This window comes from Oceanicaulis sp. UBA6590, assembly GCF_002433705.1.
Lineage (GTDB): Bacteria > Pseudomonadota > Alphaproteobacteria > Caulobacterales > Maricaulaceae > Oceanicaulis.
The window spans coordinates 20,779-31,984 of the sequence record NZ_DJIQ01000054.1 but is presented as its reverse complement, the minus strand read 5'-3'; the positions used below and the strand labels follow the sequence as shown (position 1 = coordinate 31,984).

At 62.6% G+C, this 11,206-nt stretch carries 11 protein-coding genes; 8 read left to right on the top strand and 3 right to left on the bottom strand.

What is annotated here, in order from left to right; genetic code table 11:
• Nucleotides 1-453 (bottom strand): SulP family inorganic anion transporter (locus B2Z70_RS11415; RefSeq protein WP_292983399.1); only part of this gene is annotated, 453 nt, incomplete at its 3' end.
• A 278-nt stretch (nucleotides 454-731) separates the two neighbouring features.
• Here B2Z70_RS11415 and B2Z70_RS11410 point away from each other — a divergent pair.
• Genes B2Z70_RS11410 through B2Z70_RS11395 form a run of 4 tightly spaced genes read left to right on the top strand, consistent with a single transcriptional unit; the run spans nucleotide 732 to nucleotide 4,841 of the window.
• Nucleotides 732-1,778, top strand: coding sequence for an efflux RND transporter periplasmic adaptor subunit (locus tag B2Z70_RS11410; RefSeq protein ID WP_292983397.1), 1,047 nt, complete (start codon nucleotides 732-734; stop codon nucleotides 1,776-1,778).
• Nucleotides 1,779-1,814: 36 nt separating this feature from the next.
• The gene (locus B2Z70_RS11405; protein WP_009800832.1) at nucleotides 1,815-2,507 is read left to right on the top strand and encodes an ABC transporter ATP-binding protein; all 693 of its coding nucleotides are present in this window, start codon (nucleotides 1,815-1,817) and stop codon (nucleotides 2,505-2,507) included.
• A complete protein-coding gene (locus B2Z70_RS11400; RefSeq protein ID WP_292983394.1) occupies nucleotides 2,504-3,661 on the top strand; it encodes an ABC transporter permease in 1,158 nt (385 codons plus the stop codon). The genes B2Z70_RS11405 and B2Z70_RS11400 overlap by 4 nt, the downstream gene beginning before the upstream one ends.
• Nucleotides 3,662-3,665: 4 nt before the next feature.
• Complete coding sequence (locus B2Z70_RS11395; protein ID WP_292983392.1) at nucleotides 3,666-4,841, top strand: ABC transporter permease; 1,176 nt, start codon at nucleotides 3,666-3,668, stop codon at nucleotides 4,839-4,841.
• A 19-nt stretch (nucleotides 4,842-4,860) separates the two neighbouring features.
• Here B2Z70_RS11395 and metC read toward each other — a convergent pair whose 3' ends face one another.
• Nucleotides 4,861-6,006, bottom strand: a complete 1,146-nt coding sequence (gene metC, locus B2Z70_RS11390; RefSeq protein WP_292983390.1) for a cystathionine beta-lyase — start codon at nucleotides 6,004-6,006, stop codon at nucleotides 4,861-4,863.
• A 67-nt stretch (nucleotides 6,007-6,073) separates the two neighbouring features.
• On the opposite strand from metC, the gene B2Z70_RS11385 reads away from it, so the two are divergent.
• A complete protein-coding gene (locus tag B2Z70_RS11385) occupies nucleotides 6,074-7,135 on the top strand; it encodes an amino acid ABC transporter substrate-binding protein (protein ID WP_009800836.1) in 1,062 nt (353 codons plus the stop codon).
• Nucleotides 7,136-7,142: 7 nt separating this feature from the next.
• Here B2Z70_RS11385 and B2Z70_RS11380 read toward each other — a convergent pair whose 3' ends face one another.
• On the bottom strand, nucleotides 7,143-8,150 hold the full coding sequence (locus B2Z70_RS11380) for a cysteine synthase A (RefSeq protein ID WP_292983388.1): 1,008 nt from the start codon (nucleotides 8,148-8,150) through the stop codon (nucleotides 7,143-7,145).
• Between the two features lie 140 nt (nucleotides 8,151-8,290).
• Between B2Z70_RS11380 and B2Z70_RS11375 the strand changes: the two genes are divergently transcribed.
• Genes B2Z70_RS11375 through B2Z70_RS11365 form a run of 3 tightly spaced genes read left to right on the top strand, consistent with a single transcriptional unit; the run spans nucleotide 8,291 to nucleotide 11,199 of the window.
• Nucleotides 8,291-8,950 (top strand): cupin domain-containing protein, encoded by a 660-nt coding sequence (locus B2Z70_RS11375; protein WP_009800838.1) that lies wholly within the window; start codon nucleotides 8,291-8,293, stop codon nucleotides 8,948-8,950.
• A gap of 21 nt (nucleotides 8,951-8,971) precedes the next feature.
• Entirely contained in the window at nucleotides 8,972-9,670 is a 699-nt protein-coding gene (locus B2Z70_RS11370) for a DUF6134 family protein (RefSeq protein WP_292983386.1), read from the top strand.
• Entirely contained in the window at nucleotides 9,670-11,199 is a 1,530-nt protein-coding gene (locus tag B2Z70_RS11365; protein ID WP_292983384.1) for a cryptochrome/photolyase family protein, read from the top strand. The genes B2Z70_RS11370 and B2Z70_RS11365 overlap by 1 nt, the downstream gene beginning before the upstream one ends.
• The last annotated feature ends 7 nt before the right edge of the window (nucleotides 11,200-11,206 follow it).

The window sequence follows — 11,206 nt, the reverse complement described above, 5'->3', positions numbered from 1 at the left end:
CGCCATGAAGATCACGATGGCGAGGCCGTTCACGAAGCCCAGCATCACGGGCGTCGGCACCAACCGGATGAACTTGCCCAGCTTGAAGATGCCCGCGCCCAGCTGGAGGATGCCCATCAGCACGACCGTGGCGAACAGGTATTCCACGCCGTGCTCGGCCACGAGAGCCACCATGACCACCGCAAGCGCGCCGGTGGCGCCCGAGATCATCCCGGGGCGGCCGCCGATCACCGCGGTGACCAGACCGACGATGAACGCTGCGTAGAGGCCCACCAGCGGGTGGACGCCCGCGACGAAGGCGAACGCCACCGCTTCGGGGACCAGAGCCAGCGCGACGGTCAGCCCGGCCAGTATCTCGGTTTTCAGCCGTTGCGGATCCTTGAGCGACAGGCTGGCGTCATTGCTTGTCAGGGACAGGCGATCGACGAGCGCGTTCAGTGTGGCTTTGACCATGTCAGATCTTCCGGCTGGTGGAGACGAGATTGCGCCAAAGGGTCGCAAGTTGGCTGCGTGCTCTGACACGGGGCATGCTGCAACGCAACACTTGGCCGGGAATATTTGCTGCTCTTGAACCTGATTTACGCCGGGTGACACCTGTCACTAACGCAGACCGGCCGGGCGATCGTATCCATGAGGCAAGGGATGAGCGACCGGACGCGTTCGATTTCGCGTTCGCCTGTTCCATGAAGTGATACACTGCTCGCGCGAACAGCGCACAGGGGGCAAGACGCATGACTGACCAACGCACCGAGCAATTGCACTCGCTGACGATCGACCGTGGCGAGAGCGGCGGAGACGGATCAGGAGGACCAGGATGGGCGGCGCTGTTGATCGCCATCGTCCTGTCGGGGGGAGCCGGCGCTGGTGCGGCCTGGTTCCTGATTCCGCGCCCCGAAGCGGCGCTGGTCGTGCAGGCCGAGCGTCCCGCGCCCTCTCAAGGCGCACAAGCCGAAACCGCCAGTTCAGCCAGCGTCGCGCCCGCCGCGCGTCCCGCCTCAAGCTCGGGACTGGTGGCCTCCGGCTATGTGGTCGCGCGGCGTCAGGCGACGGTGTCCGCCGAGATCACCGGGCGCATTCGCGATGTCCTGATCGAGGAGGGCGCCGTGGTCGAGCAGGGCGAGGTCCTGGCCTATCTCGATGACGATCGCGCCCGGATTGATCTCGATCTGTATGAAGCTCAGGAATCCGCGACCCGAGAGCGCGCCCAGTCGCTCGCTGCCCAGCTCAATGAGGCGCGCACCGTTCTGGAGCGCACGGAACGCCTGATTGAATCCGGCTACGCCACGGATTCCCGCCGCACCGCCGAGCAGGCCCAGGTTGACAGTCTCCGCGCCCAGCTCAGCGCTGCAAGGGCGGATCTGGCGGCGGCCGAAGTCCGCGTGCGCAGCCAGCGCGATTATGTGGATCGTCACATCGTCCGCGCGCCCTTTGGCGGCGTGGTCATCGCCAAGAACGCTCAGGTCGGCGAGATCCTGTCGCCGGTATCCGCTGGCGGCGGCTTTACCCGGACCGGTATCGCAACCCTTGTTGACATGGAGAGTCTCGAGCTCGAAGTGGATGTCAACGAGGGGCAGATCCAGCGAGTCAGCGCGGGCCAGCGGGTCGAGGCCATCCTCGACGCCTACCCGGACTGGCGCATTCCCGCTCATGTGGAAGCCATCATTCCGACAGCCGATCGCGCGCGAGCGACCATTCGCGTCCGCGTGGCGCTTGGCGAACGTGACGCCCGCATCCTGCCGGACATGGCGGCGCGCGTGACCTTTCTCGACGACAACTGAATCACCGATCCCAGCACAAGGCGATAGGGACAGATCATGACCGACGTGCTTTACGAACTCACCGATCTTTCAAAGAAATATACGCGCGGCAAGGAAAGCGTCGCCATCTTTGAAGATCTGACCATGACCATCAATCGCGGCGATTTCATCGCGATCATGGGGCCGTCAGGCTCGGGCAAGACAACCTTGCTGAACCTTTTGGGCGGCATCGACAAGCCCTCGGGCGGGCAGGTGGTCTGCAATGGCTTGAGGATCGACAATCTCAGCCAGGCCAGGCTGGCCAAATGGCGCTCAAGCCATGTGGGCTTCATCTTCCAGTTCTACAATCTGATGCCGACGCTGACGGCGGCCCAGAATGTCGAGCTTCCCCTGCTGTTGACGAAGCTGTCGGGCAAGGAGCGCAAGCGTCGGGTCCAGACCGCGCTGGAAGTGGTCAAGCTGGCCGAGCGCGCCAAGCACCGCCCACGCCAATTGTCTGGCGGCCAGCAGCAGCGGGTCGCAATCGCCCGAGCTCTGGTGGCGGACCCGGATGTGCTGCTGTGTGACGAACCGACGGGTGATCTGGATCGTGCGACCGCGGACGAAATCCTGGAAACGCTGCAGCTTCTGAACTCGGAGCTGGGCAAGACCATCGTCATGGTCACCCACGACCCGGCGGCGGCGAAGTATGCCCGACGCGAACTGCACCTTGATAAGGGCCGCTTTGTGGAAAGCGGAGCGATGGCATGAATGACCTCACGCTCATACGCAAATCCCTGTTCAGGAAGAAAACCCGCGCGATCCTTCTGATCCTCTCGATCATGACGGCCTTCCTGATCTTCGGCGCACTCGCCTCGATCGACCGGGTGCTCAATTCCTCTGAAGAACTGTCCCGGGCGGACCGCCTGGTGACAGTGAACAAGATCAACTTCACCCAGACCCTGCCTTACGCCTATTGGGGGCGGGTTCAGGGCGTGGACGGCGTGCAGGCCGTCACCCATGCCTCCTGGTTCGGCGGCTATTTCCAGGATGTGCGCAATTTCGTCCAGGCCTTCGCCGTGGATCTGGACAGCTATCTAGAGGTCTATCCCGAACTGGAAATCACGGCCGATCAGCGCGCCGCTCTGGCGGAACGCCGTGATTGCGTGGCGGTCGGGGCGGATCTCGCGGAGCAGTATGACTGGAATGTGGGGGACCGGTTCCCGCTCAGCTCGAACATCTGGCGACAGGATAACGGCTCGAGCGCCTGGGATGTGGAGGTCTGTGCGATCATGACCATCACGGGTCAGGATCTGCCAACCAACTATCTGCTGTTGCAGTATGATTATTACAATGAGGCGCTGGCGTTCAATCGCGACCAGATCGGCTGGATGATCATGCTGACGGGTGATCCCGGTCTCAATGACGGCGTCTCGCAGCGCATTGACGAGATGTTCGCCAACTCACCGGCGGAAACCGAAACCACCACCGAAGCCGCTTTCTCCCAGGCCTTCGTCGAACAGTTGGGCAATATCGGATTGATCCTGTCGCTGGTGGTCAGCGCAGCCTTCGCGACCATTCTGATGATCGTGGGCACGACCATGGTGATGGCCATCAACGAGCGGACCAAGGAAGTGGGCGTTATGAAGACGCTCGGCTTCTCCTCCTCGCGCATCTTCACCCATGTCCTCTCGGAATCGGTCATGCTCAGCCTTGTGGGTGGCTTGTTGGGACTGGGGCTGGCTGTCCTGCTGCTCGGCGGCATAGCCCAGGTCGCAGGCGGGCAATTGCCCGGGCTCGGCGTGGGGCGCGAGACCTGGATCCAGGCGCTCGGTCTGATGCTCGCCTTCGGCCTGGTGACGGGCTTTGTGCCGGCGTTGAACGCCATGCGTCTGAAAATCGTCGACGCGCTCGGGAAGGAGTAACCCCATGTTCTCTCAAATTGCAGCGGTCACCTCGATCAATCTGCGCTCCATCCCGCAACGCTGGGGCATGTCGCTGGCGACCATCCTCTCCATTGCGCTCGTTGTCGGCGTGCTTCTGGGCTTCCTCGCCATGGCCAACGGCTTCCGCGCCACGGTCAACGGCACGGGTTCGGAAAGCATTGCGGTCCTTCTGCGCTCGGGCTCCCAGGCGGAACTCAACTCCGGCTTCGGGCGGGATACGGTGCGCCTGATCGAAACAGCGCCCGGGATCGCACGGGATGCGGACGGCGCCGCCATCCTGTCCGCCGAACTCTATGTCATCACGGACGCCACCAAGCGCTCGACCGGCAATGACGCCAGCCTGTCCCTGCGGGGCGTGGATGAAATGGCGCCGCGACTGCGGGAGAATTTCCAGATGGTCGAGGGCCGGATGTTCGCGGAAGGCTCGAATGAAATCATCGTGGGCGAAGGCGTCATCCGGGAATTCTCGGGCTTCAACCTGGGAGAGACGATCCGCATGGGCCCGAATGAATGGCGCGTGGTCGGCGTGTTCTCGACCGGCGGCTCGGTGTTTGACTCTGAAATCTGGGCCGATGTCGGCACAGTTCAGAACCTCTACAATCGCGGCGCCAGCTATCAGTCGATCCGGGTCCGGCTGGACGGTGAGAACGGTCTGTCAGAGCTCCAGGCGTACGCCGAGAACGAGCCGCGGCTTGATCTGGATGTGACCACGGAGAAGGAATTCTTCGCCCAGTCTGCGGGCGGTCTTTCAAACCTGATCATGTATCTGGGCTGGCCATTGGCGATCATCATGGCGGTGGGCGCGCTCGCCGGCGCCTGGAACGCCATGTACGCCTCGGTGGACTCCCGGGTGCGGGAGATCGCCACGCTCCGGACGCTCGGCTTTTCCGGCTTTGCGGCCTTTGTCGGCACGCTGGTGGAATCGCTGATGCTCGCCTTCATTGGCGGGCTGGTGGGCGCGCTGATCACCTATTTCGTCTTTGACGGGGTCAGCGCCTCGACCATGGGCGGAAGCTTCACCCAGGTGGTCTTCTCCTTCGCCGTGACGATCCAGTCGGTGATCAGCGGCGTGATCCTCGCCCTTGTCGTCGGCCTGTTCGGCGGCTTCTTCCCGGCATTGCGCGCCTCACGCGTGCCGCTGCTGGAAGCTCATGGCTAACCCGTGCGGGCGGGCCGGCTCAGCCCAGGGCTTGAGCCAGGTCCGCCCACAGGTCTTCCGCATCCTCAAGGCCGACCGACAGGCGGAGAAGCGCGCCTTCGGCCTGCCACGCAACAGCTGTTCGACGGATCTGCCGATCACAGGGCAGGATCAGGCTCTCATAGCCGCCCCAGCTGAAGCCCAGCCGGAAGAGATGGCAGGCTTCGGCCATCGCCTCGCTGTCCCGCGCGTTCACGCCATCAAGAACAAAGGCGAAGCAGCCTGATGCGCCCGTGAACTGGCTGCTGAACAGGGCATGGTCCGGATGGCTTTGAAGGCCGGGGTGGAGCACCCGCGCGATCTTGGGATGCGCTTCAAGCTGTCTGGCGATATGAAGGCCGGATGCGCCGGAGCGCTCAATGCGCAGGAGCAGGGTGCGCAGGCCCCGCAGGCACAGATAGGCGTCATCGGGTGAGACATGGCCGCCAAAAAGAACATCCTTGTCCTTGAGACGCGCCGCAGACTCGCCTCTCGCCGCCACGGATCCCATCAGGAAGTCGGAATGTCCCCCGGCGTATTTCGTCAGCGCCTGAGCCGCGTAATCAACGCCGAGCTCGAGCGGGTTCATCAGCACGCCCGCGCTCCAGGTATCATCGATGACCGTCGCCACGCCCGCCTTGCGCGCGGCGCCGGCGATGGCGGGAATGTCCTGCACCTCGAAGGTCAGCGAACCCGGGCTTTCGAGCAGGACGACGGCGGTCGGCTTGTCGAGAAGCTCTGCGACGCCAGCGCCGATGCGGGGGTCATAATAGACCGGCGTGACGCCGTAACGAGGCAGTTCCTCATCACAGAAGCGCCGGACCGGACCATAGGCGGAGTCGGTGATGAGCGCCTGCATCCCGGCCGGATTCTCGGGCAGGGCGGTCCGAAGCGCCAGGATGACGCTGGCGAGACCGGACTGGGCCAGCGAGACGTGATCCGCGCCGTACAGCTCACCGATCGCCTCGCGCAACTCCATGTTCGGGCTCAACCCGCCGCGTCCATAGTGCCGACGGGGCGGTGTAGGGTTGTACAGCTCCGCCGTCGTGGGCGCGACCACGGTGGACGCGCGCTCGATTGGCGGGTTCACCAGATCATCGTTGCGGCGGGGCTGTCCGGAATGGATCAGTCGGGTGTCGCGTTTCATGTCGACGCGCTCCCTTCTCTTCGTTACATCTGAGGCTTGGATTTCAGCATGTAAGGCGGTTGGACCGATGACGCCAGCGTCTTTGTTCGACCTGATGGACCCCCGGCGCCTCGCCAAGGGCGCCGCGGCGTTTGCATTGGGCTTCACGGTTTCACACAGTGATCTGGACAGCGTGACCTCTCATATGGACGAGGTGCAAAGGCGCGGCGTGCTCAGATGCGGCGTTGATACGGGGCTGGTGGGCTTCGCCCAGACCGATGAGACGGGGAGCTGGAGCGGCTTCGAGGTGGAGTTGTGCCGGGCCTATGCCGCCGCCTTCCTCAACGATCCTGATCGCGCCGAGTTCATTCCCACCACGACGCTGGATCGGTTCCGCGCCGTACGCGAGGGCGAGGTGGATATCCTGCTGCGCAACACCAGCTGGACTTTGTCGCGGGCGACTTTGCAGGGCGTGCGCTTTGCCGGCATCTATTATTATGACGGGCAGGGCTTCCTCACTCCGGCGGATCTCGGTCTGACATCCGCCCAGGAATTGAGCGGCGCGCGGATCTGCGTTCAACCCGAGACGACAAGCGCGCTCAATCTTGACGACTACGCTGAACGCTACGGGCTCGATTTCACAATCGTCTCAGTTGAGACGGTTGCGGATGCGCGCACAGCCTATGAGGCGGGTCAGTGCGATGCCTTTACAAGCGATGTGTCGCGGCTGGCCGGTTTCCGCCGCTCTCTGAGCGAACCGGATCGACACATGGTTCTGCCAGACGTGATCTCCAAGGAGCCGCTGAGCCCTGTCGTGAGGGATGATGATGACGCATTCGCCATGGCCGTGGAATGGGTGCTGACCTCCCTGATCGCTGCAGAGGAGTATGGCGTCACCCAAAGTCAGGCCGCCAGTGCGGACCAGACGTCGAGCCGTCCGGAAGTCCGCAGGCTTCTCGAGGTTGATGAAGAAGTTGCCGCAAGCCTAGGCCTTGAAAACGATTTTGCGCGACAGGCCATTGCTGTGGGCGGTCATTATGGCGAACTCTTCGAGCGCAATCTGGGCGAAGCGTCACAGCTGCAACTTGAGCGCGGCCTGAATGCGCAATGGAAAGAGGGCGGCCTGCTGTACGCGCCGCCGGTCCGCTAGCGCCGACCTAGTCCAGCCAGGGCGGGGTCGGCAGGCCTTTCTCGCGCAGGAATTCAGGGTTGTAGAGCTTGGACTGATAGCGGGATCCGTGATCGCACAGAATGGTCACGAGGGTGTGGCCCGGCCCCATCTTGCGCGCGAGGCGCACTGCGCCAGCGATGTTCACGCCGGCTGACCCGCCCAGGCACAGACCTTCTTCCATCACGAGATCATAGAGCATGCCCAGCGCTTCCTCATCTGGGATGCGGAAGGCTTCATCGATCTGCGCGCCTTCGAGATTGGCGGTGATCCGGCTCTGTCCGATGCCTTCGGTGATGGACGTGCCTTCGGCCTTGAGCTCGCCATGCGCGTAATAGCCGTAAAGCGCCGCGCCGCCCGGATCGGCCAGGGCGATGGTCACATCCTGGTTCTTCGCCTTGAGCGCGTCCGACACCCCCGCCAGCGTGCCGCCTGAACCGACCGCGGCGACAAAGCCGTCTACCTTGCCGCCCGTCTGCTCCCAGATCTCCGGCCCGGTGGTCTCGGCATGGGCGCGACGGTTGGCGGTGTTGTCAAACTGGTTCGCCCAGATCGCGCCATTCGGCTCGGTCTTGTTCAGCTCTTCTGCCAGCGCGCCGGAATAGCGCGCATAATGGTTCGGATTGGAATAGGGGACCGCGTCCACTTCGATCAGTTCGGCGCCCATCAGGCGGATCGCGGCGGCCTTCTCGCGTGATTGCGTGCGCAGGAAGACGATGACCACCTTGTAGCCGAGAGCCCGACCGACCATTGCGAGCCCGATTCCGGTATTGCCCGCCGTGCCTTCGACAATCGTGCCGCCGGGCTTGAGCGCCCCGCTGGCTTCCGCCTCGCGGATGATGCCCAGGGCGGCGCGATCCTTTACCGAACCGCCGGGATTCATGAATTCCGCCTTGCCCAGAATCTCGCATCCGGTTGCGTCAGAAACCTTGTTGAGGCGGACGAGCGGCGTATCTCCGATCAGATCGATGACAGAGCGAGCGGGGCGGACAGTCATGGCGGGCCTCATCTGATATTATGAGCCCAAGTTAGGAGCTGGTCGGGTCAGCTGCAATCAGTCACCGCCCACTGAATGCAGGCGTGATCCAGTTTGCTGCGGCGCACGTAGGATATCTCATGAAGACTGGAGTGCCGTGAATGCACATGCTTGACGCCCCCTGGATGGTCGATGTGGCCAGTGGCGCCGCCCCGAAGGCGGTGCAGGTCTTGGCTGCCTGCCACGCCGAAATGAATGCTGACGCTTTCCGCCTGCTCAATCAGGCTGAACAGGTCATGGGCTCCTTGCTGGAAGACACCGAGCCCGTCGCGCTCCGTCCGGGTGCGTTCGAGGCGATCAGCCGTGAGCTGGGCGGGTTCCAGGATGCGGTCGAGACCAAGGCCGAACCTCAGCTTGAAGGCCTTTTCAATCATTTGCCGACAGCGCTTCGGTCGGTCCTGGACCATCACCCGCACCCGATCTGGATGAACAAGATTGGCGGCGTCCAGGAAATGCCGCTCGAGACGCTCGAGGAAGAGGGCGTCCGGGTCCGGCTCCTCAGCCTGCCTCCCGGGCGCGGCGTCGCGGAGCATACCCATGAGTCAGAAGAGCTGACGCTGGTTCTGCAAGGCGGCTTTAATGACGGACACGCCGACTATTTCCGGGGCGATGTCTGTCACGCCAGTCCGGAGCTGACGCACAATCCGCGTGCGCATGAAGACGGACCCTGTATCTGCCTGACGGTGGAAATGGGGCGTCTGAAGTTCACCCATCCCGTGATCGCCATGGCGAACATGATGCTGGGCTGGGACCGGTCCTGAACCCATATGAAGGAGAACGGCATGTTTCGGAGCCTGATCATGGCGGCGGCAGCCGTCGCCACCTGCACGCCACTTGCCTTTGGCGCTTTCGAGGACGGCCCGGTCATGCCGTTGCCCGATGCGGGCGAGCGCATTGTCTTTGACGTCTATCGGAACGGGGACACCCGCTTTGGCACGCACGCGTTAAGCTTCACTCAGGACGGCCAGGACCTTCTTGTGAATATCGACATCGAATTGCGCGCCGGTCTCGGTCCGGTCACGGTTTTCCGATATGAGCACCAATCCACGGAACGCTGGCGCGAGGGTCAGCTCGTCGGGCTCGTGTCGGAAACCCTGAAGGACGGCGACACCTATGAGGTCTCCGCGCAGAGCTCGGGCGAGGCTTTGGACGTTCAGGGCATGGCGCCGGAAGACGGTCCGATCTCGCTGGAATTGCCGCTCTCCATCCTTCCAAGCTCGCACTGGCATGGCTATCGCCCTGGCGAATATGACATTCTGAATACCGAGTACGGCAATGAGCTGGATGTCACTGTCGAATACCTCGGAGAGGAGATGCTCGAGGCGGACGGCGAGCGCATTCCGGCCCGCCGCTATCGTCTCATCAGTGATCTGACTGTCGACCTCTGGTATGACGAGAATGGCCGTTGGGCCGGATGCGAGTTCGAGGCTCGGGGCCAGACGGTCCGTTATGTGCGTCGCGCTGATCCGCTGGAAGGCTGATGCCTGCTCTGCGTCTGGTGCTGGGCGACCAGCTGACTCCTTCCATCGCCAGTCTCGCGGATTATGAGGATGGCGATCTGATCGTGATGGCGGAAGTGGCTGAAGAAGCCGGCTATGTTCCTCATCACCGAAAGAAAATCGCATTCCTGTTCTCCGCCATGCGCCATTTCGCCTCCCGACTGGAAGGGGGCGGCAAGTCGGTTCGATATGTGCGACTGGATGACCCGGACAATACCGGGTCTCTCAAAGGCGAGATGGAGCGTGCGCTCAAGGCGGGCGCCTTTGACGAAGTCGTCGTTGTCGAGCCCGGCGAATACCGTCTCAAGGCCGAATTTGAAAAATGGGCGGACACTTTCGATGTGCCGGTCCGGATGCGCCGGGATGACCGGTTCATCTGTACGCTCGACCGCTTCAACGCCTGGGCGGAGGGTCGGAAGCGCCTGACGATGGAGTATTTCTATCGCGAGATGCGGCGCGAAACCGGCCTGTTGATGGACGGTGACGAGCCGGAAGGCGGGCAGTGGAATTTCGACAAGGACAATCGAAAGGCGCTGCCGGATGAGCTGTCGCCGCCTGAGCGCGCCTTCATCGAGCCGGACGCCATGACCCGCGAGGTTCTGGCCCTGGTCGAGCAGCGGTTTCCGGACCAGTTCGGGGATCTTGAAGGCTTCGGATATGCGGTGACCCAGGAAGACGCCGCGGCCCAGCTCGACTGGTTCATTGAAAACGGTCTGCCCTGCTTTGGCGATTATCAGGACGCCCTGAAACAGGAAGAGGCCTTCCTGTTCCATTCGGTGCTGTCGCTGTATCTCAATTGCGGCTTGCTGGACCCGCTGGAAGTCTGCCGCAGGGCTGAAGCCGCCTACAAGCAAGGTCAGGCGCCGCTGAATGCGGTTGAGGGCTTCATCCGTCAGATACTCGGATGGCGCGAATATGTGCGCGGCGTCTACTGGCGTTTCATGCCCGATTATCTTGAACGCAATGCGCTTGAGGCCAAGCGCAAGCTGCCGGATTTCTACTGGTCAGCGGACACGGATATGGCGTGCGTGCGTGATGTCATCCTCACCACCCGCAAGCATGCCTATGCGCACCATATCCAGCGTCTGATGGTGACGGGCAATTTCGCCTTGCTCGCCGGCGTCGACCCCAAAGCGGTCAATGAATGGTATCTGGCGGTCTATGCCGACGCCTATGAATGGGTCGAGGCTCCAAACACACATGGCATGGCGCTGTTTGCAGACGGCGGGCTGATGGCGACCAAGCCCTATGCGGCGTCCGGCAGTTACATCAACAAGATGAGTGATCACTGCAAGCAGTGCAGCTATGCGGTGAGCAAGAAGAACGGCCCCAAGGCCTGCCCGTTCAATTATCTCTATTGGAACTTCCTGATGGAGAACCGGGATCGGCTAGAGGGCAATCACCGTTTGTCCATGATCTACAAGACGTTGGACCGGATGAGTGACGAAAAGCGTGCGGCGGTCCGCGATGACAGCCAGCGTTTTTTTAAACGGATCGGCATTGAGCCATGAGGATTTG